Annotated in this window: 24 protein-coding genes and 2 pseudogenes; 8 read left to right on the forward strand and 18 right to left on the reverse strand. The window is 41.7% G+C overall.

From position 1 onward, the window contains the following. Positions 1-22: 22 nt before the first annotated feature. The 8 genes and pseudogenes from WKK05_RS40255 to WKK05_RS40290 form a co-directional block, all read right to left on the reverse strand. A pseudogene (locus tag WKK05_RS40255) lies at positions 23-128 on the reverse strand (RNA-binding protein); the annotation flags it as partial. Between the two features lie 446 nt (positions 129-574). Next, positions 575-1210 carry a hypothetical protein gene (locus WKK05_RS40260; RefSeq protein WP_341532096.1) on the reverse strand — a complete coding sequence of 212 codons (636 nt, stop codon included), beginning with the start codon at positions 1208-1210 and terminating at the stop codon, positions 575-577. A 1-nt stretch (position 1211) separates the two neighbouring features. Then, positions 1212-2780, reverse strand: a complete 1569-nt coding sequence (locus WKK05_RS40265; protein ID WP_341532097.1) for a hypothetical protein — start codon at positions 2778-2780, stop codon at positions 1212-1214. A 208-nt stretch (positions 2781-2988) separates the two neighbouring features. Beyond that, complete coding sequence (locus WKK05_RS40270) at positions 2989-3669, reverse strand: hypothetical protein (protein WP_341532098.1); 681 nt, start codon at positions 3667-3669, stop codon at positions 2989-2991. A 2-nt stretch (positions 3670-3671) separates the two neighbouring features. Then, the gene (locus tag WKK05_RS40275) at positions 3672-4073 is read right to left on the reverse strand and encodes a hypothetical protein (protein WP_341531882.1); all 402 of its coding nucleotides are present in this window, start codon (positions 4071-4073) and stop codon (positions 3672-3674) included. A gap of 13 nt (positions 4074-4086) precedes the next feature. Next, complete coding sequence (locus WKK05_RS40280) at positions 4087-4617, reverse strand: hypothetical protein (protein WP_341532099.1); 531 nt, start codon at positions 4615-4617, stop codon at positions 4087-4089. Next, complete coding sequence (locus tag WKK05_RS40285) at positions 4583-5107, reverse strand: hypothetical protein (protein WP_341532100.1); 525 nt, start codon at positions 5105-5107, stop codon at positions 4583-4585. Before WKK05_RS40285 ends, WKK05_RS40280 begins: the two co-directional genes overlap by 35 nt. Further along, entirely contained in the window at positions 5097-5906 is an 810-nt protein-coding gene (locus WKK05_RS40290) for a hypothetical protein (RefSeq protein WP_341532101.1), read from the reverse strand. The genes WKK05_RS40285 and WKK05_RS40290 overlap by 11 nt, the downstream gene beginning before the upstream one ends. 23 nt (positions 5907-5929) lie before the next feature. Between WKK05_RS40290 and WKK05_RS40295 the strand changes: the two genes are divergently transcribed. Then, positions 5930-6052 (forward strand): hypothetical protein, encoded by a 123-nt coding sequence (locus tag WKK05_RS40295; protein ID WP_341532102.1) that lies wholly within the window; start codon positions 5930-5932, stop codon positions 6050-6052. Between the two features lie 388 nt (positions 6053-6440). Here the strand turns inward: WKK05_RS40295 and WKK05_RS40300 are convergent, their stop codons facing one another. The 8 genes from WKK05_RS40300 to WKK05_RS40335 form a co-directional block, all read right to left on the reverse strand. Beyond that, a complete protein-coding gene (locus WKK05_RS40300; protein WP_341532103.1) occupies positions 6441-6860 on the reverse strand; it encodes a hypothetical protein in 420 nt (139 codons plus the stop codon). 132 nt (positions 6861-6992) lie between these two features. Then, the gene (locus WKK05_RS40305) at positions 6993-7205 is read right to left on the reverse strand and encodes a hypothetical protein (protein WP_341532104.1); all 213 of its coding nucleotides are present in this window, start codon (positions 7203-7205) and stop codon (positions 6993-6995) included. 321 nt (positions 7206-7526) lie between these two features. Beyond that, a complete protein-coding gene (locus WKK05_RS40310; RefSeq protein ID WP_341532105.1) occupies positions 7527-8423 on the reverse strand; it encodes a DUF4351 domain-containing protein in 897 nt (298 codons plus the stop codon). Positions 8424-8521: 98 nt separating this feature from the next. Then, positions 8522-8878: a hypothetical protein gene (locus WKK05_RS40315; RefSeq protein WP_341532106.1), complete on the reverse strand. Its 357-nt coding sequence runs from the start codon at positions 8876-8878 to the stop codon at positions 8522-8524. A gap of 310 nt (positions 8879-9188) precedes the next feature. Continuing rightward, positions 9189-9392 (reverse strand): hypothetical protein, encoded by a 204-nt coding sequence (locus tag WKK05_RS40320; protein ID WP_341532107.1) that lies wholly within the window; start codon positions 9390-9392, stop codon positions 9189-9191. Between the two features lie 27 nt (positions 9393-9419). After that, entirely contained in the window at positions 9420-9686 is a 267-nt protein-coding gene (locus WKK05_RS40325; RefSeq protein WP_341532108.1) for a hypothetical protein, read from the reverse strand. 13 nt (positions 9687-9699) lie between these two features. Next, the gene (locus WKK05_RS40330) at positions 9700-10035 is read right to left on the reverse strand and encodes a hypothetical protein (protein ID WP_341532109.1); all 336 of its coding nucleotides are present in this window, start codon (positions 10033-10035) and stop codon (positions 9700-9702) included. Beyond that, a complete protein-coding gene (locus WKK05_RS40335; RefSeq protein ID WP_341532110.1) occupies positions 10032-10244 on the reverse strand; it encodes a hypothetical protein in 213 nt (70 codons plus the stop codon). The genes WKK05_RS40330 and WKK05_RS40335 overlap by 4 nt, the downstream gene beginning before the upstream one ends. Before the next feature lie 172 nt (positions 10245-10416). Here WKK05_RS40335 and WKK05_RS40340 point away from each other — a divergent pair, with 172 nt between their 5' ends. After that, positions 10417-10632, forward strand: a complete 216-nt coding sequence (locus tag WKK05_RS40340; protein WP_341532111.1) for a hypothetical protein — start codon at positions 10417-10419, stop codon at positions 10630-10632. A gap of 109 nt (positions 10633-10741) precedes the next feature. Here WKK05_RS40340 and WKK05_RS40345 read toward each other — a convergent pair whose 3' ends face one another. Together WKK05_RS40345 and WKK05_RS40350 are read right to left on the reverse strand one after the other, a co-directional pair. Continuing rightward, a complete protein-coding gene (locus WKK05_RS40345) occupies positions 10742-10948 on the reverse strand; it encodes a hypothetical protein (protein ID WP_341532112.1) in 207 nt (68 codons plus the stop codon). A gap of 96 nt (positions 10949-11044) precedes the next feature. Beyond that, entirely contained in the window at positions 11045-12163 is a 1119-nt protein-coding gene (locus WKK05_RS40350; RefSeq protein WP_341532113.1) for a hypothetical protein, read from the reverse strand. 410 nt (positions 12164-12573) lie between these two features. Here WKK05_RS40350 and WKK05_RS40355 point away from each other — a divergent pair, with 410 nt between their 5' ends. The 6 genes and pseudogenes from WKK05_RS40355 to WKK05_RS40380 form a co-directional block, all read left to right on the forward strand. Beyond that, the gene (locus WKK05_RS40355; RefSeq protein WP_341532114.1) at positions 12574-12942 is read left to right on the forward strand and encodes a helix-turn-helix transcriptional regulator; all 369 of its coding nucleotides are present in this window, start codon (positions 12574-12576) and stop codon (positions 12940-12942) included. 178 nt (positions 12943-13120) lie between these two features. Next, the gene (locus WKK05_RS40360) at positions 13121-14725 is read left to right on the forward strand and encodes a hypothetical protein (protein WP_341532115.1); all 1605 of its coding nucleotides are present in this window, start codon (positions 13121-13123) and stop codon (positions 14723-14725) included. A gap of 217 nt (positions 14726-14942) precedes the next feature. Continuing rightward, entirely contained in the window at positions 14943-16181 is a 1239-nt protein-coding gene (locus tag WKK05_RS40365; RefSeq protein WP_341532116.1) for a hypothetical protein, read from the forward strand. A gap of 94 nt (positions 16182-16275) precedes the next feature. Further along, complete coding sequence (locus WKK05_RS40370; RefSeq protein WP_341532117.1) at positions 16276-16470, forward strand: hypothetical protein; 195 nt, start codon at positions 16276-16278, stop codon at positions 16468-16470. Positions 16471-16686: 216 nt separating this feature from the next. After that, entirely contained in the window at positions 16687-17169 is a 483-nt protein-coding gene (locus WKK05_RS40375) for a TerB family tellurite resistance protein (protein WP_341532118.1), read from the forward strand. A gap of 254 nt (positions 17170-17423) precedes the next feature. Further along, positions 17424-17882: pseudogene (locus WKK05_RS40380) on the forward strand (carotenoid oxygenase family protein); the annotation flags it as partial. Between the last annotated feature and the right edge of the window lie 157 nt (positions 17883-18039).

An 18039-nucleotide genomic window follows, 5' to 3' on the forward strand; every position in this document is an offset into this window, starting at 1 on the left:
ATTTTAGTTTTACTTTAAGGCTCTAACCCATCCATTCAGTGCCTCTTAATCCTAATTGCTGCAATTTATTTAGTATCCGTTTCCATTTCTACAACTGCAAAGCCTCTCTTTTCACCAGTTTTCTGGTTCTACTAATTCTCTATGAGCCTGCATAGAGTAAAGCTTGGTGAAACAGAGCTTCAAGGATGAAATCATAACTGGTCAAAGAGAAGATTACCTCAGAAGATAATTGGGCTAATTCATGTTTAACTCGCTGACGCAGTTGATTTGGATTTGATAAACTTTCACCTTTGAACTGACGTTTAATAAACTGCCATAGTCGCTCTATGAGATTAAGTTAAGGTTAACTTACAATATTTTAGTTTTGACACAAAATTGGCGCATAAAGGACATATGATCTGCTATAAAGAAAAAATTGCAACCTCAAATTCTTTGGGGGCAATGTTTAAGAGATTTTCTCGCCCACTAGATTTAAAGAGGTGGCTTAAACTCGTAAATGTGTATCCTAAATGTATTACGCCACATATTAGCGAGCGCAAATCCTGTAACTGCTTCCCGCAAGCACTAGCATAAATTAAGGTGGCGGTTTTGATGGAGAAAACAGACAATTCAACAACTGCTCAGTCTGCTGACATTGGGTATACTCTCGCTTCATTTGCTCAACTGTGACACACAGCAAGGCTACAGCTAAAACCAACAGCAACGGATTGTCCTTAGTAACCCCCAACCACCAACGCCATGAAAGAAGAGGCAGATGTGGGAAAGAGAATTTTGGTAATGAGAAAAACCGTGGAAACCAAGAAAACATAATTTTATTCCCTGGTAACCATTCCGATTCGAGATTCACGAAGATGACACTAATTCTTGGATCTTGCTCGACCATCGAAGCAGTCTTGAGCGCCGATGGTTGCGCCTTAGCATCAGGTGTAAGAAAACCCATGACGATAAGCTTATGGGTATTGTTCAGTCCATAAAGGTTGAGTTGACCAACTGCTTGGTAAATATCATCACGGTCAAGGTATTTCTTACACTCGATAATCGCTCCTCCCTGCCAACTGGTAACAATATCAGCCCTGCCGCCGTTAGCTGGAGCTTCAACTTGGGTATGAAAACCGCGCTCTGTTAAGCGTTGGGCTAGATATAATTGCAAATCCTTCTCCTGCCAACGCTCCGGGAAACCAGCAGCTTCAACGAATTGAGATGGAAGCATATTAGGGAATCACCTCGAAACGATAAGCCTGGAATCTGGCATCTAAAAGCCCAGATTGCACAATGCCATCACCACGACCTTGCAATGATGTGACAGCTTCACCCCGCCGCATCAGAATCATGCGCCCCGAAGTAGCGTCAACACAGCGAAAAGCAATTCGACAAGGCAGATTATCACGTAAGTCAGGTGGTAATCCTTGTGGATCTTCCTTGCTACGTTTAGCTCCACGCTGTAAACCAACAACAATGTGGATTTTTAAACCTCTGCCCCGGCGACCGACTTCACACAACTGTTGGTCGTATACTTTACGTAAGGCATCTTCAAGCGGGACTGTGCCTTTATACTCATCAATAAACAATATCCAAGGCTGTTCTAAGTCTAATTGCGCTTTAGTCATGGAGTTACGGCGATCGCACTCAATGAAATATTCACCGACAAACTCAAAGGTTTTCCCCATGTCGTTCATAGTGATAGTAGGGAAACGGTCAGCAAAATCTTCGTAGTCACTGACCTTACCACCACAGACATCGACTCTTGCACCCTGCATTAATAGACAGTAAGCCGCAGCGCGGAAGAAATTGCTCTTGCCGGAGCCAGTAGTACCTACCACTAATATTTGTGGTGTGTCTTCACTGGACAAATTAATGATGACTTCGCCATCTAAAGATTGACCCAGAACAATCAGGCGCTCACCATTATTCCACTGACGAGCGGGAAAATCATAATAAGTTCTTTGTTGTGGTGGCAAAGGCACTTCTATGGCAATCTGTTCTGGGGCATAGATGTAAAAGGGCAAATCTTCCTTCTCACCAATGCCCAACGCTAGTTTAGAAGCCGCTTTAAATTTCGGTAGTAAATTGAAATCTTCTGTTTTGACTGAAAAAATCAGCCTTTCATAGCTAGGCGCTTTGTCTACACGCAGGCATTGGGTGTTGATTCCAACAACAGTTGCAGCTTTAGTAAGCCCGTCAATCTTTGATAATTTGGGTGGCTCTATAAGCGCTGTAGTGCTTGGGGTAACTACAACAGAGGCATTTTTCAGTTGTTGATGTGCCACTTGTGTTTGCAATTCTAACTGTCTAGTATTAAACACAGCAGCAAGCTTGGCAGTTTCAAGCTGCATTTCTGCTTCACTTGCCGCCAGCAAAACATTACCAAGTGGTTCTCCATTTTGCAGCATACCTAAAGCCATGCGTTCAATAGCACCGTTACGTCCGGTAATATTAAGGACATCACTGAATAATGGTGCTGTCTGTTGTAAGAGCTTGAGTTGCCTTTCGGTTTGCTTATCTGCTTCCTCAAATGACCGCTTCCTTTCGGCTGCTGAGGATAAGAACTGTAATTGCTCCTCCGCCTGCGTATCCTTCATAGCAGCAAGCATATCTTCTTCGCGCTCTTTATCGCTGTAGAATTTTTCCAGTTGTCGCAGCCTGACCCCAGCATAACTAGCAAGAGCGATCGCAGTAATGTTTCCTGGCAGGAATAGTTTTAAATCTTTGGGGTTGGTAGATAACGTTAAAGTTAGAGCTACTAACCCACTGCCCCCGATTTTCAACCAAGGAAGTAACATTTACACCATCCAAAAGTTAATCCAACAGCGATGATTTGCAAGAGCATTGAATTGTCAGCCTTTCCTTTGGTATAAGTAATAACTGATATCACACCAATCACTAGGAAAGACCAGGGCAGTAGACTGATAAGTTGTGCAGTTGCACTTGCGATTAAAAAGCCACATATCCAGATGAGTAACTTACAGACTTGTGACATTTATCCCCTCGTTAGCTGTTAGCTGATTTAATACGTTGCGTAATTCCTAGTGATGAGCCGGAATAACGAGCTTCACGAAGCTGACGGAATCGATCCACTAAAGAAGTTGTCTGTTCTTCGTAGGGCGTAGGTTCTTTTTTGGCAGTTTCAGTTTGTACTTTTTCTTGCTTCTTAGCCCGTGTCTCTGAATACTGTGAAGCAATTCGCCCCAAGCTGATTGCTAAGTCATCTTGAACGGATGCTATCGCAGAACGATTTGAACCGATTGTTTGCCGTAACTTGGATTCTAAGTTAGCTAAAGTAGTCGAGAGGTTTTTCTCTAGTTCTGCGCTCTGCACCCGCGCTTCGGCTATATTTTCAGAGACTTCAGCTTGCTTCTCCCGAACTTTGTAAAAGGATTTGAGGTAGCGACTAACAGCAGTTGAATATTCTGCCCAGTTTTTAGCTTGGAACTCTGCACCTTTAGCTTTTTCAAGAGCAGTTGCCACATCTTCTTCGCTGAGGTCACCAAAGACTTTAATATCTACGGGCAACATATCAGCAATACGTTGGGCATTCTTCCAAACTGCTGACTCTAAACCAAAGTGAGAATCGGGTGGGATTAGCGCTTTGCTCACATCACCATTTAAATCAGAGAGATTTAAACCGTTATTTTTTGCTGGTTCAGATTTTTGGGGGATTGCTTTTACCATAACTACCTAACGTCAATTAATGAATTACAAGGCTTATATTCAACAAATACATCGTCTTCAAATTCAAGCCAATCTCCTCCTATCGGTCGGAAGTAACGGATATTGTTTTCTAGTTTGACTTCCAGATTAATTTCAGGGAACTTAAATATGTTCTCCTTCTCAATTACCCTGGTTAACTCAACGTCCCGGTCAATCATCACACCCAAACATAAAGTTACTCCCGCTTTTTTGTACTTTTGCCAGTAATAGGAGAATTCTTTCTTATCCAGGAAATTAACATTAATCTTGGGAATACCTTCTTCAAACAACAGGGCAAAAATCCCTAATTGTTCGTAATGAATCTTGGCTATTCCAAGGTTGTTTTCGTAACACCAGTATGCTCTGTGGAAGTGGGCGGTTTGCAAAATTGTCCTCCAGTTATTTGAATTCTTCCTCTAGCCAGTCAAGTTCTTCTGACTTTGGTTTTGGTTGTAATGGTTTTTGTGCGAAAACTTTCTCTAGTTTCTTGATCAACATCTTTGCAACGGACTGCCAAACCAATGACCAAGCTTGTTGGTTTCGCCATTTCAGTTGGGCAGCAACAATATCCTTCTCTGTGGGAATTATGCTGCCATATTTCTCCAGATTTTCAATCGCTTGACGGAAGCTGACAACCTCCGACTCTGAAGAAGGGATGTCAGGAGCGACAGCTGTCTTCAATCGCTCCATTACCCCTTTAACCGTTGCAGATTCTTCTTTGAGGCGCGTTAGCTCACCGTGCATCACATCAATCATGGCGAGATTTGATTGTGCGATCGCTGTTTGGAAATCAACTAATTGCTGCTCTAGTTGCCGCTGCACCTCCTGGCTGATGATTTGGGTAATTTCAGCAAATCCCCGTCCAGAGTTTACTGTGTCAATAAACTCTTGGATTTCAGGCGATGTTTGCGATGCATTCAAATTGTCCATCCTCTAAATCTTTCCACTCCAGGGTTACGCCAACACGAGCTGCTAAAGAGTCTATAGTCTGCTTCATCGTCTCAAAGGGTAAATAATCGCAACTATCGATTAGTTGTTCAAGTTCTACATCAATAAACTGTTTTTGAACTGCTGCTAATTGTTCCCTTTTTCGTTGTGCTACCTCAAGTCTTGCTGAAAGCTTCCCCTTTTCTCTTGCCTTATCGATTGCTTCAAACCTAGCAATTTCTAAGGCTTTAGTAAGCTTTTCTTCTTGTGTCAAGAGTTGGGCAATCTGTTGCTGCTCTCGTACTAATCGCTCCAAAATTGCTAGTCGTAAATCCTCGTCAAAGGCATTTTCTAGCTGTTCAATCACAACTGCAAAAGCACTTGGCACTTGAGTGATTGATTGCCCCTTACTTTTGACCATGCTCTTGGATTGTCGTCCGATTGAGGTGACTGTTACATCCCCCTGTGCTGTTAATTCATTTTTACGTACCATATTTCTCCTTGGCTAATTTTATCCAATTTGACAGTTCCGAAACAGAATAATGCTTTCGTTGGCTAAATCCTCCCCATTTATATAGAGTGCGGAACGAAACTCTGTAGCCATAAGTCGCAAGGTATTTCGGTAAATCTCGTCCTTTACAACCTCTCATCCTCCATGCGTGCCACATCTTCGCACTTGAGGCTGTCTCCAAACTCATCGCTCGTCGTGACCAATTTCTCATCATCACCATCAATTCCCGAACGCTAGGGAATCTTTGAGTAGGGTTGTCATGCCGCCAGCAGGCCATATATACAAGTATTGATGCCAGCCCCTCTTCTACATAACGTTCATACTTTGCTATCCCCAAAAACTGCTTCCAACTGGCCCAGCAATTCCTAGAAATGCAGCGGTTCATAATCTGATCACATGACTTTTTCACACTCGACAGCGCTATGAGTTTTGGGGCAGGTTTTTGAGGTTGTTTCTGTTGCTTTGTATTTACTGCTTCACAGAAAGCATCAAATACCTCTTCGAGCTTGTACTCATTACTTTGCCAGTAGTCTCTCAAGCTCCGATATGTGACTTTCACACGGGGATAGCACTTGCGATACCACGCCAAGCACAACAATAATTCTGTTTGTTCCGGTGTATAAGAGCGCTCAGACACCTTCTTGCCTTGTGGGTAGCAAGCACCCGCAAGCCGCTCCCAATTCTGCCATGTCCGGGGACTAATAGCAGCTCCTCGAATCTTTTCACATTGCTTCTTGAGATTGCTTGATTGGCCTATCCAATCCTCTAGTACTACTGACATAATTCAATGAGTGTAAAACTAATGTGGCTGCAAGTATTGATAAAGTTATTGCCGCTATTGCTCCACAAAATTCTAACAAACCTGAAGCATTTCTTTCTTCTATTTCTATTCTTTCAGTTGTCCCATCAAATGATGTTTTTGTATGAGTCTCTTTTCTATACACATCATCTTACCTCCGTATATGTGGACACTCGTAGTTATTTAGCCAGTACTACACTTACTCTCTGTTTGAAAAAAGAGTATATGAATTTTTGGGAGTTAGAAGCTTCATTGGGGTCACTTCGCTTGCTAACGTTTTGCCGAATTCATGCTGTATATGAATTTGAGGCTTGTAACATTTTAGTATTACTCCAGTTTATGGTTTTTAATGAGGTTACTAGGCAGCTAGTTAAGCGATTTTTGAGTCAGTTAGGCAAAACGAATGTAGTTTGTCATTGGGGGCGAAACACTGTTTAATCCTTATATACTATATGTAGTAGCCTGTAATAGGCAAAAAATCGGCAGTTCACTTTTTTTGAGCAATATCTCCAAACTTCATTTTTGTTGTACTGCCTCTCTATGTATGTTTTGAGACTGAGTAAATTGCTGCTCTCGTTGATATTCTTCAAGCGTGAAATCAGAAAGATTACTACTTAAATAGTCTTGGACTATCCATTTTTTAGTGATGCCATAAGGTAAGTTGCTATAGACTTCCCCGATTTTTCCTATTACCCAAACTTGATAACGAGTTATTGGTGGTGTCTCATCAGCCGAGGCTAATTTTTCAACCATTTCTACATAACGCTGTTTGTACTCCGGTACATAAAGCGCTAACTCGCTCCAACGCTTCCAAGTCCGGTAACATATTCCCAAAATCCGCGTTCCTTCTGCCGCAGATACTGGCAATCCCATTACATTCAGTCCGAATTCTGATGGTGGTAGGGCAAACAATCTTTCTCTCCACTCCTTCATCATTGCTATCTCATCTTTAAGAACTAATAATTTAAGGTCTGTTAACTGGTTGTTAATTGACCTCGTTAATCTAATAATAAAAAACCCGCGTCAAAGCGGGTAGTGTCTGTATGACGTTTTTATGTCAGGGTGACGTTAGCTAGCAGATAATATTTTATGAATAGCTCCAAAATGATTCAGAACAGCCGGTTTTGGTTTTTGATATCTTGAGCTACTTTCATCCGCCAACCAGTGAGTTATTGTTTGCTCTGGATATCCAGTGAGTTTATGCATCAAATATATTGGAATATCATAAATTTTTTTGAATTCCCTTGGATGCATTGGTTCAATTCCAATATTTTGTGCCATGATGCTCTTGCTCCTACTGTAGGTAGTCTCTATGGTGGGAGTAGCCCTCCGGTGGTGACACACCGGGGGCATTTTGCTGAAAATATATCATATTTCTAGCTTAAAATATGGGTTAAAATTGCATAAGTAGAGCAAAATATTCATCAAGAAATAGATATTTAAGTGAATTAATAATTTTAATGAAAACTAAACTTAGTTTTGTTCAGCTCTCGAAATCAAAACACGCAATCAGTAATACCTCTTATCCTAAAAGCGAGTATGATAAATGTTAATTTTTTCACATACTCGCAATCTATCGACTCATAAAAATTGAGAATATTTTTATCCTTGCCTCTGATTCAACCAAGTTTCTAAATCAGTCAATGACGAAAAATCTAACAATGCCTCTCCCAAAGTTTCTAATTGCTCAATAGATAATTCTAGAATACGTCCGATTAATGATGAGTCAATTTCACCAAGCCGACGATTTAGCTGACGTATAATTAAACGCTGTTCACCTTGTTTACTTCCTTCTTGTATTGCTTGCTCACGATCTTGCTGATAAAGTGGTTCTAACCGCATAATTAGCTCCTGATCATCTGGTTCTAAATTTTGATTAACTCTTAAATTCTGGCGGAGATTGTAGACTAATTCTAGCGTTGCTTTTTGGAAGGGGTGATTTGGTGGCAGAGATTGCAACTCATCAATTGCCTGTGACTGTACTTTTCCACGACCTAAAATTCTTAACCACAGGGTTTCTTCAATAACTGGTAGCTGGTGAATAGCAACGATAGCTGTCCTGAGTGCATCTGCTAAAAAGTGTACTCCTGGTAACCAATCATTCGTAGGCATTGCCCTAAAACTAGATAACAAGTTTTCAGATGCAGTCGGAGTCAGAATCCACAGTTTGGGAATCTCCGATTCTTGAACATTGGTATTATTTCGATTAGCTTCTCGTTGCAATGCTCCTTTTACTTCTAACAGTTTTAGCAAACAGTCACAGATTTCGTCATTTGATGCAGCATTGCGGTATGGTTCAAAAATAGCAGGTGTGGCTGCAAATCTTCCTAACAATCCTAAAACTTCTAAGTTAGTGATTTGCTCTATCCGAGGAGAAAATGAAACATCAATTTCTCTGATTTCTCCCGCTACGCGACTGGGAGCTTTTACTTCCCCATAAGGTTTTAGTAATTCTTCCAAATAGTCTTTCGCGAATTGGTCATGAATAAATCTAGTCATAAAAGTTTTATTATTCTACAGATAATTGTTATTTTCCTGTCAATTAGCATTTGGTAATAGCTGGAAAATTGGCTAAAAACTTCATCTCTTGCTATTCACTACGAAGCCTTTTGGTTAAATGTAACACTGCCACAAAAGCTCCCCAAACTGATCAACATCCAACCAAAACAGATGTGCTTGTATTTGTGCCAATCTGGTTGGCTCTCCATCGCTGGTACAACCTCAGCATTTATGACTTCTAGCGCCCAGCAGGAGAGCGCACCTATTCCAAGTAAGGTAGTACAAACAATCGAAGTGATCGTTATGATTTCAAATATGCGCTCTGTTAAAATCTGTTGGCTTGTTAGTCGCCTAATCTGACGTTGATTTCGTAAAAATGTTAGCTTTTCCGAGTCTATGTGTTCTTTAGGCTTCAGTAGAGTTAAAGAACTAGAAACTTTTCTGTTATCGCTCATTTGTTCTCCTCTTGGTGGCGTGGTTTAACCGTCTTGACAGTGTTAAAAATGCTGGTTGTATAAACAACAGATTGTATAGCTGCTATTACGCTTTACATCCAAGAATTAGATGGTCTTTTGTAAGAGGCAACTAATAATACTTATGTACTACTATAGCTTGTTACCTCTTAATTCAAAAGAGCTTTTGATTAAGATTGTCGAGGAAATATCTGGTATTTTTACATGGTTGCGATTTAATGTTCTGCCATTCGTATTTGACTGTATTCTGAGCCGTGAATTTTGGCTTGTGAGTTGTTGTTCAATTGCTTAGTTAATTGCCTACTCCTATTTTCACCTGCCGTGTCCTTTTCTTTTCCAAAGCTTGAATTGCATATGTACCCACGCCCAGTCCAATAGTTCCACCACTGATGGCATACATTACGTTTTTGTCCACAAGTTGTACACCGAAATAACCAGCAGCAATAGCACCAGCAAGTCCACTGATGCAAAAAGTAATAATATGAGTTCGTTTCATACAAGTATTCTCCTTTGATTTTTTGAGCTAAAAAGTGTTGTTACTTTCTGATAAATCTGTATCACTTTGCCCTGATTCTTTCTGGTCATAAATAATATGCTCCACTTCAAGGATGGCTTCTAACACCTCGCCCAAAACATTGACTGCATCTTTCAGGTAGACATTATTCGCAGTCGAAAAGTAAGGTGAGGCTTGTAGTTGACGATAATCCTTACTGCTTCCCACAAAGCGCAAAGTATATTGACAGCCTTGTAAAATAGCCCGAATCTCTGATGTTGACAGTTTCATTTCCATACAGCAATTACTCCTAAAATTTATCCCGTTGAATACTGAAACTTGCTCCAACCAAAGCACTGCCCAAAAAAGCTGAGAAACTCACCAGCATTCCTCCGAGGCAGATGTTTTTTTGGTATTGCCAACCAGAAATAATTATGTTGGGATTGGCATTCATTTCGACAATCTCCATTCCCCAGCAAGCCATCGCTCCTACCCCCGAAAATCCAGTAGTCAGTAATGATGCGATTGCTGCTGCTTCAATGGTGCGATCAATAAAAATCTTGGCGCTAAATCTTCGTCTAGTACGGCGGCGGAGAACTATTTTGGTTGCTGGTGTATATGATTGAACAGATGAGTGTGCTTTCATACTACGTCGTTTACCTCCACATAAATTCCTGCACCTGTATTATTAATCTTCACCATGTTGTTATTGATCAGTGTTTGAATTACGCCAATACTAAAATGAATGCTGCTGAGTCTTGCGCTGCCCCCACAACGCTTTATGTATTGCAGGCACAGAAAAGAACTATCTTGTGAAGTAGAATGAGCAGGCTTATTTGTAGTTTTTCTTGCCATCAAAAATGCTCCCGTCTTTTCAGTTTAATTAATTATCTTGACATTCTGACTTTTGTAAGAAGTTGGAACCTAACTATAGATAGTCAGTTAATTTGAGAATATCCAAATAGGATGAGAATGTTTAAGCCGCTTGATAGATATATGCACTGTAGATTTATTCCTCAAAAGTTAGATGTTGAATTCTCCTTGGCTAGTACCATTACCTTTAGATCAATACCTAAATTATCGAGTTGCAGTATATTCTTGGAGAAATGAACAATGGATACCAATTAAGTACTGCCGTTTATCAAGAGCAATTGAGCTTTATCACAGAGTTTTACTTGAAACAAATCAAGAGGTTTTTGTATTTCCTGCTGACTTAGACCCGGAATCATTTAAGCTGATGTAATTGTGCTGGAATATCTTACTGCTTGCCCAGGATTATCTCCCTTAGAATCATTACAGAATAAACATATCCCTGTTGATAAAGCTGTTGTTGTAACTTCTGTGATTTGGTTTCAAAAATGTCCATTATCATCTTCCACAGTAACTTCAACACATCCCATCGCTGCTTCTAAATAATGCAATACGTCGCCTAAATGCGTGGCTGCTTCTGGGTCAATCTTCATCTCTGCAATCAACTTCTGCCATTCTGGAGACTGGGCTACAGCCTGAATCTTCACATAGCACAAGTTAAAGCAAGAGAGTATTTCAATCGTTTCCATAGGGTTATTCAATGAGTTCTCTTGTTTTATTGAGATAAGGTAGTAGTTTAAGTTGCTCCTTTATTTTAGGTGGGCATAATACCCACCCATTTTTTCTTACGCCGCTATTAATTCCTCAGTCTGAGTTTCAAACTCTAACATCCACTGCCACATAGGAATAGTACTAGTCTCAGGCATATCTATATTAGTAAAAGCTGCTAATTCTGGACTTTTGTTAATACTGATAGGGATAAAATGTACTGTCTGATAAGCATAGTTTATGCCCTCATTATCAATACCTTGTTCGACTTCCAAATAGCTCCCGAATAGAGAATCTAACTTTGGAGATACTGTATTGTGTACCTGATGGGCTTTCCCTGATTCTAAACTTTCGATAGTATCTTTTATAGATAAGTTTTTCACACTAACTTGACTCAGCCAATAATACGTGGCTGGGTCATTTTCCCAAAAGCAATCACTGTTGCGAACCCTGAACACAATCCCCAGGTGATCATCACCTTTGTAAACATTGTAAGCAGTTTGAATATCAGTGCGTCCCAAGTAGTGAAGCCGATAGTCATCTTGGGGTTGACACAAGTCCACCGCACGAATCCCGTGGTAGTTGCAGTTGCCGCAGCCAACTCCATTGCAGGTAGGGCAGATGGCGGCGGGTGAATTCCACTTGGGAATGCTGAAGTCCCATTCGACCAGGGGTTGCTGTGCTGTGGTTATCTCTATAGTGTTTTCTGCTGGTGGGATTTCTTCAACAGTAGCTGGTGATTGGGTAGGAGCAGGTAATAAAGTCCCGCGCTTGTAATGCCAGCAGATATCGTTGAAACACTTTTGCCACCAGCCACGGCGGAATACTTCTGTGCCATTCACTATCGCTACCCAACGCTGAGTCAAGTGATTGTCGTCGTAGGTGATAGTTGCAATCAGCTTTGAAGCGCAATATATTTCGTGCTCGTAAAAGCTGATTTCTACAACTGTAAATTCTTCTGGTGCTACAGTTTGCGCTTGGGCTTCGATGTGAAGCTCTAGCTCGGCTTGGGCAATCGCTTGCTCATCGACCTTGTGGAGTTGAGAGGATTGATGAGCGGTGATTGCGTTTACCCAGGCATCTTTGCAGCGCTTGTCTATAACTTCAACGGTAGCACCAATCTGGCTGTAGATTTCTTTGAGTCGAGCTATGGATTTGAGTTGCAGCTGTTGTTGGGTATACGTTCCGTGTGTCATTATATTTGTTACTCCATCTGTAGAGGGTGGGAAATCTAAAAGGCGATCGCACTTGTTTGGTAGACGGAGCGGTCGCTTTTTGCTTAAAAAAGCATTGGCTAAGAACTAGAACAGTTAAAAGCTATGTAGCTCCAGCTTTTAATGGTTGCATCAATATTTTGGTTAGTTTCAAGCCAGTTGAGATTGAGTTGTTTTTTTTTGTTTGTAAGGTTCTGTGAATGCAAATAGAGGCTTGCACCCTAATGCAAGCAGTTTGCTTTTTTAACCCTTATGATTACCAATATAAAGTTTAAAACTTGATTTGTCAAGCTTAAAACTGGATTTATTAGGCTTAACTTTTGTTTTATCCAGTGTAAAGCTTGATTATTTGTAGTAAAGTAAGGATAGAAGTAAGCTTAAGGTGTAGAATTATGAATCAAGCCTTGATTAAGTGGAGATTAAAGGAAGTAATGGCAAGGCATAACGTTAAAGCCCGTGACCTTGCTGCTGAAATGGGGGTCAGCGCTAACTCCGTATCAAACTTACGGAATGCTAGGACTATGCCACGGTTAGACGGGGAAATTTTGAATAATCTGTGTGAATCCTTAAATAGACTTGCACAAGATTTGGAAGGAGAGATTACCCCATCTGACTTAATTGGCTACGTTCGAGGGCCAAACCCCGTCATTGATGAGAATTTTGAAATCAAAGGAGCCAAAGCACCAACCCAGCAAAAAAAATCTCGTGTAGCGAGTTCTGAAACCGAAAAAGAAAATTCTCTGTTATCAACTGCTGCATAGTAAAAGCGATCACTGCCGACCAAAGCTTGCGATCGCTCTTGCTATTGATTCACGAAAAAGTGAACTAATTATAATGCTGACACATTTTTGGGAAAACCATTTAAATCAGCTCCCCGGTTCACTTTGGTTAAACTGCAACACCACAATTTTCAAGCATTTACCATAGTGGGCAAGAAAAATGCTGACACTAGAACCCGAACAAACACCACCACTCGACTACAGCAGTCTCAACAGCAGCATACTCGATACTTTAGCCGCCATTGACCGTTTCGAGTGGCAGGCAATCGAAGAATTGCAGTTAATGCGAGACAACCGCTATTTCAAGGATGCTGGGTACACCAGTTTTGAAAGCTATTGCGAGAAGGAACTGACCAGATATGGCGGATACCGTCGCGTAAGAGATTTACTCGCTGCTACTAAGGTGGTTGACACTCTGCCAGAGTCGCTCAGGGAAAAGATTACTAAACCATCCCAGACCCGTCCGTTGCTTCGGCTGGTCAAGACTCCTGATAAGTTACAGGAAGTCGTAGCGATCGCTGCCAAAGAAAAACCCTTCCCCACTGCCGCAGATTTCGCCAAAGCAGTCCAGAAGGTTGTACCAAAATGCACGTCGGACACTACTAAAACCAATACCACACAGCAAGAAAAACATAAAACGCAATTGTGTCAATCAGTCAAGGTTTCATCACAATCTCATCCCCGTTACGGCGAATCTGGAGTGATTGAGGCTGACCCACCAAACAATTACCAGCAGATTGTCACTTTTAGCGATGGCGAAAGACTGCTGGTTAACAATGCTGATTTGACTCATGAAAATGACACAATTGCGTCATTTTCAAGTGAGCGCATCTACCCAAAACAATACGCCGAAGTAATTGCGGATCTTAAGGAACAGCACAGACGAGAGTTAGAGCGCTTAGAGCAGGAGTTAAGAATGGGGTTACAAGCAGAAGTTACGGCCAGAGCGGAGGCACAAATAAGAGAACAACTCGAATCATCCCAAAAACTTTACCAACAGCAGAAGTCAGAGAACATTCAGTTACAGCAGCGCCTAGATGAGATGGAGGGTTTACGCCAGCTAGAACTGGAAAATCAGCGATTGCAGCAACGTATTCAGGAATTGGAAAATGCCGTAGAACAACGCCCTACCCAGCAGTGGGGCAATACCATGAGCCAGCAAGCAACCAAGGCACTGAACAAACAGGTGAAACAGGCACTGGAGAAAACTATTGATTTGCGCTCACTGGCCCAGGAGCCACCCAAAGAGAATGCCACCGAATGTCTACGCTTGATGGGCATGGCGTTGAAGAATCTTGCCAGTGCTATGAATAATACCCAAGCGCTCGAAGCTGCGGCGATAATCCTGGGGAGTGAACCGACACCGCAAGCGATCGCTTATCGAGCGGAGCAGCTGGAAATGTTGCCCCAGGCGGTTACTGATATTAGGCGAGTATTGTCCAAGCCTGGGTGTACATGGCAGGAGTTTCGGAGTGTTGCCCAAGAATACGAGGTAATTAAATCGGATTACTGGGCAGAACTGACCACCGAGGAAACTGATTTAATTGCGGTTCTCCAAAATGCATCTACAGAACTCTGCACAATTGGCGTCGGTTCTATTGTCGCCCACGCTGACCCGTACCGAACTCTGTATTTGCAAAGGGGCGAAGTTGTGGAAGAGCTAGGGGAAACAGTAGTTGTAGCCTGGGAACGCTGGCGTAATGAGTTGAAAAAGACTGAAACTTATTCCAGGGACGAGTTGCGATTCTGGCAACCGCATACCTGAGTAGATGAGGTTTTGGCTAGAGCGATTGCAAGCGTTAGAAACTCTGCAATCACCCTTTGAAATGTGTCTCCGCCGCAAATGGTAGACAACACCCTAGATTTTAACAAATCTGCAAGTTGTACTGCCAAAGCAGAGACTGATTTTTTAAGCAACCAAATATGAATACTCGCACCCACAAAGGGGGCAAGCTTTCGTGCGTCAACAAGGAGATTGAAAGATGACTGCAACTATTACCCGCCCCAAGTCCAAAAAGTCTGCTGCTGCAAGCATTCCACAGTCACCGTACAGGCGGCTCCATGTGATTATTCCAATCGAGGATATGCTGTGGGCATCGCAACAAAAGCCATCTGTGACGCAATTGTGGCAGGAGGCGTGGACGACTGACCCCTATGGTTCTCGGTGGATGCCGCTGACTACTGCCCTGAGCTATAGTACTTTTATCTCTGCAAAGAAAATTCTATCTGAAAGTGGATTGTTCATCTTCAAGCCAGACAAGTCGATAGAGGATGGACGAGAGACTGTTAGGTGGATGGTGCGGAATTTGCATGGCAGCAGAATGAAGGAATTTTGGGAGTCAGTAGATGCTGGTAATCAGCAAGTAAATTCTGAAAAACAAGAATCCAATGCTGAGATTCCAGAGAAAGATGCTGGCTCCGAAGAAATGCGTGCTTTATACAAAGCGTCTATCTCAGATAAAACCCAGCTAGAGCAAGCGTTTCAAAAACCCTCACGAACTGTTCAAGAACACCTCACCAACTCTTCAGTAGAGTTGGTGAGGTGTGTCTCTAACACGAAAAAGGAAAATTCGTGTGATGAAGAGACGGCGAATGCGCCCTTGGGGGTCGCATCGCCTTCAATTGTCGAAAGCGTGTCAGAGAAGGGAAAAGAATTGCCTACGGCAAAGGACTGCACATCTCTACGAGAGGCTGCGCCAACGCTAACGCTTGTGGATGTTGTACAGGGTGAATCTGCTTTGTTGCTGGCTGAAAACCAGGATTGCAGTGTCGAACAGAGGGACTGTTATGGAGGTACTTATTCCGCCGCGTCTGTTGCTGAAAATGAATTCTCTTCAAGTTCAGCGATACTTGCGGCGGGCGTAGCCATCGCAGATCAGAAAATAGAACCGAGTTGCCCTTCTGCTGAGTTAATGACTGAAAATTCAGTTTCGGGTGGAGAAGTCAAAGCAGTTGATGGGGGTGAAAGTTCCGCGCCGCTCGTGACAAATCCTGAAAAATGGTCGCATGAGGCAATTGTAGCGAGGTCAAATATGCGACCGGAACGTATGCAGAAACTGAAAGTTGCGGCGAATTCGGGGCAGAATCCGGGGTTTGATTTCTTGCAGGAGTGCTGGAATGATGATCCGGCTTTGCAGATTGTGATCAAGAAGTTGCTAGCGAAGTTTCCGCAGTGGGGGATTGCGATTGTGGATGGGGTGTTAGTCGATAGGGAGGGGTAGCGCTATTGCCCAGTATAGCAGTGCTTCATGCAATCGCTAGCTTTGAAACAGGCACTATGAACAAGTAAGGGAATCAAGTAACCAAAAGTTCTATTTGTCGTTAAAGCCAGAGGCGGCACAGAGAAAATTTAATGTGATTGCTCCCTTTGAGTGGGCAAAGCAGGAGAGGATTGTGATTGCAATGTCAGGTGAAATCGTTTATGCAGGCTTGGGGAGAGACTATGGAGTTGCAACAAATGATGCGGCGGTTTGGGGTTTAAGAGTAAATCTAGCAGAAAACTCAATTTAAATATTTATATTTGATAGTAGATAAATGTTTAATGTCAAGCATTTTGCTGGCAGGGTTTTCAAATTAAGATATTTTTTTGTTAACTGTCCTAACTGTCCAAAAATTGTTCCTTAACTGTCTTAACTGTCCTTGTATTTTGCCTCTGTTATTGAGAATATTCAAGTCTAAGTTCTTAACTAAAAAACCTAGAAAAATTAGTAAATAAAAAGAAAGTTCATGTCTGACATTAAAAATATTGCTACATCTTGGATAATGAATTGGTTTTTTGGTTTTAACCAAACTCCTACAAACGAAGACAGTCTCATTTATATGAAAGCTGTTTTATGTTGCGCCAAGGGAGATGGAGTTCTTTCACCAGAAGAAAAGAATTGGGCAATTGGATTCTGTGCGTCTTGGAGAGTTGCAGATTGGGCAATCGAGGAACTGAAAAAATATGAAGCAGATGAACCTATAGAAGAAGTAATTGCTCGTTCTCCTCAAGTATCGATAGCACAAAGAGATATACTCTTATCTGCAATTTGGGTTTGTGCTGCCGATAAAGAATATCATCAAGAAGAAAAGGCAAAAATTCGGAAAATGGCTGCTATTTTAGGGGTAAAAGAAGACATAGTAGAACAATTAGAGCAGCTACAACAAGAAGAATCATCTCTGCGGCAACAACGCCTCAAGCTGTTATATCCTGATAAAAGTCCTTACTAACAATCTGGTGTTGCTGATTAGATCAGAAATATTGGTGTAGTTATTTTTTTAATTTGATATGCAGACAATCACTAATGGATCAACCAAGAAAGCTTGGGTTGTAGGGCAAACGCATCTAAATATTGACGAACCTAAATCAGAGTAGAAATTACCAAAACCCAAATCTAATAAGGCTTTCAGTCAATTAAATATTCACTCAAATGGTAATAATAATCATTGTATAGGGGGAATTAGAGGCATCCGACGGCTGCCCAGGGCAAACTCACACCCCTGCTCAAAGTTCACTAACAAAAATACATATTCAGCCCTGAACTGGCAATGTGACGACCATTGAGCGAATTGTAGACCGACATTGTGAGCTACCATCTGTACCACCGCAAAATGCAGGACAGCCCTCAAGGTATACATATTTTTCCTCATTCCGAGAAGGAATAGATATCGGTCAAGAATTATTAAACGCGATTGCCCGCTTCGATCACCAAACTGAAACCCTTGTAGAAGCCAACTTGAAAGAAAATCTCTATAATTCAGAACCACTACCTGTACCAGATGCCCAAAACTCTGAGCAAACTTGGGTTTTAAGCGTGATATATGATGGCAATTCTCATAGTAGTAAAGTTTGGGTATTTGATAGCAATTGCTTAAACGAAGAACCCGTCTGCAAACTGGGATTACCGAGTGTCATTCCTTCTGGTTTCCACGGCACTTGGAAGTTTGCACAAAAAAATTTTAGTTTTACCAAGTTTTTTACAAGTTCTTATGAGATAATTTCCTTGTTGAGACAAGTGTATAAATTTACTTTCTCAACAACCTTCTGCTTGTGAATTGGCTCACAGAAATACTTACAATATTTATATCCTGAAAGCAGCT

Source organism: Nostoc sp. UHCC 0302 (assembly GCF_038096175.1).
Classification (GTDB): domain Bacteria; phylum Cyanobacteriota; class Cyanobacteriia; order Cyanobacteriales; family Nostocaceae; genus UHCC-0302.

Coding starts and splice junctions, on each gene's coding strand:
- WKK05_RS40260 (WP_341532096.1), bottom strand. CDS start 1,210: ATGCTTCCATCTCAATTCGTTGAAGCTGCTGGTTTCCCGGAGCGTTGG.
- WKK05_RS40265 (WP_341532097.1), bottom strand. CDS start 2,780: ATGTTACTTCCTTGGTTGAAAATCGGGGGCAGTGGGTTAGTAGCTCTA.
- WKK05_RS40270 (WP_341532098.1), bottom strand. CDS start 3,669: ATGGTAAAAGCAATCCCCCAAAAATCTGAACCAGCAAAAAATAACGGT.
- WKK05_RS40280 (WP_341532099.1), bottom strand. CDS start 4,617: ATGGACAATTTGAATGCATCGCAAACATCGCCTGAAATCCAAGAGTTT.
- WKK05_RS40285 (WP_341532100.1), bottom strand. CDS start 5,107: ATGGTACGTAAAAATGAATTAACAGCACAGGGGGATGTAACAGTCACC.
- WKK05_RS40290 (WP_341532101.1), bottom strand. CDS start 5,906: ATGTCAGTAGTACTAGAGGATTGGATAGGCCAATCAAGCAATCTCAAG.
- WKK05_RS40300 (WP_341532103.1), bottom strand. CDS start 6,860: ATGATGAAGGAGTGGAGAGAAAGATTGTTTGCCCTACCACCATCAGAA.
- WKK05_RS40305 (WP_341532104.1), bottom strand. CDS start 7,205: ATGGCACAAAATATTGGAATTGAACCAATGCATCCAAGGGAATTCAAA.
- WKK05_RS40310 (WP_341532105.1), bottom strand. CDS start 8,423: ATGACTAGATTTATTCATGACCAATTCGCGAAAGACTATTTGGAAGAA.
- WKK05_RS40315 (WP_341532106.1), bottom strand. CDS start 8,878: ATGAGCGATAACAGAAAAGTTTCTAGTTCTTTAACTCTACTGAAGCCT.
- WKK05_RS40320 (WP_341532107.1), bottom strand. CDS start 9,392: ATGAAACGAACTCATATTATTACTTTTTGCATCAGTGGACTTGCTGGT.
- WKK05_RS40325 (WP_341532108.1), bottom strand. CDS start 9,686: ATGGAAATGAAACTGTCAACATCAGAGATTCGGGCTATTTTACAAGGC.
- WKK05_RS40330 (WP_341532109.1), bottom strand. CDS start 10,035: ATGAAAGCACACTCATCTGTTCAATCATATACACCAGCAACCAAAATA.
- WKK05_RS40335 (WP_341532110.1), bottom strand. CDS start 10,244: ATGGCAAGAAAAACTACAAATAAGCCTGCTCATTCTACTTCACAAGAT.
- WKK05_RS40340 (WP_341532111.1), top strand. CDS start 10,417: ATGTTGAATTCTCCTTGGCTAGTACCATTACCTTTAGATCAATACCTA.
- WKK05_RS40345 (WP_341532112.1), bottom strand. CDS start 10,948: ATGGAAACGATTGAAATACTCTCTTGCTTTAACTTGTGCTATGTGAAG.
- WKK05_RS40350 (WP_341532113.1), bottom strand. CDS start 12,163: ATGACACACGGAACGTATACCCAACAACAGCTGCAACTCAAATCCATA.
- WKK05_RS40355 (WP_341532114.1), top strand. CDS start 12,574: ATGAATCAAGCCTTGATTAAGTGGAGATTAAAGGAAGTAATGGCAAGG.
- WKK05_RS40360 (WP_341532115.1), top strand. CDS start 13,121: ATGCTGACACTAGAACCCGAACAAACACCACCACTCGACTACAGCAGT.
- WKK05_RS40365 (WP_341532116.1), top strand. CDS start 14,943: ATGACTGCAACTATTACCCGCCCCAAGTCCAAAAAGTCTGCTGCTGCA.
- WKK05_RS40375 (WP_341532118.1), top strand. CDS start 16,687: ATGTCTGACATTAAAAATATTGCTACATCTTGGATAATGAATTGGTTT.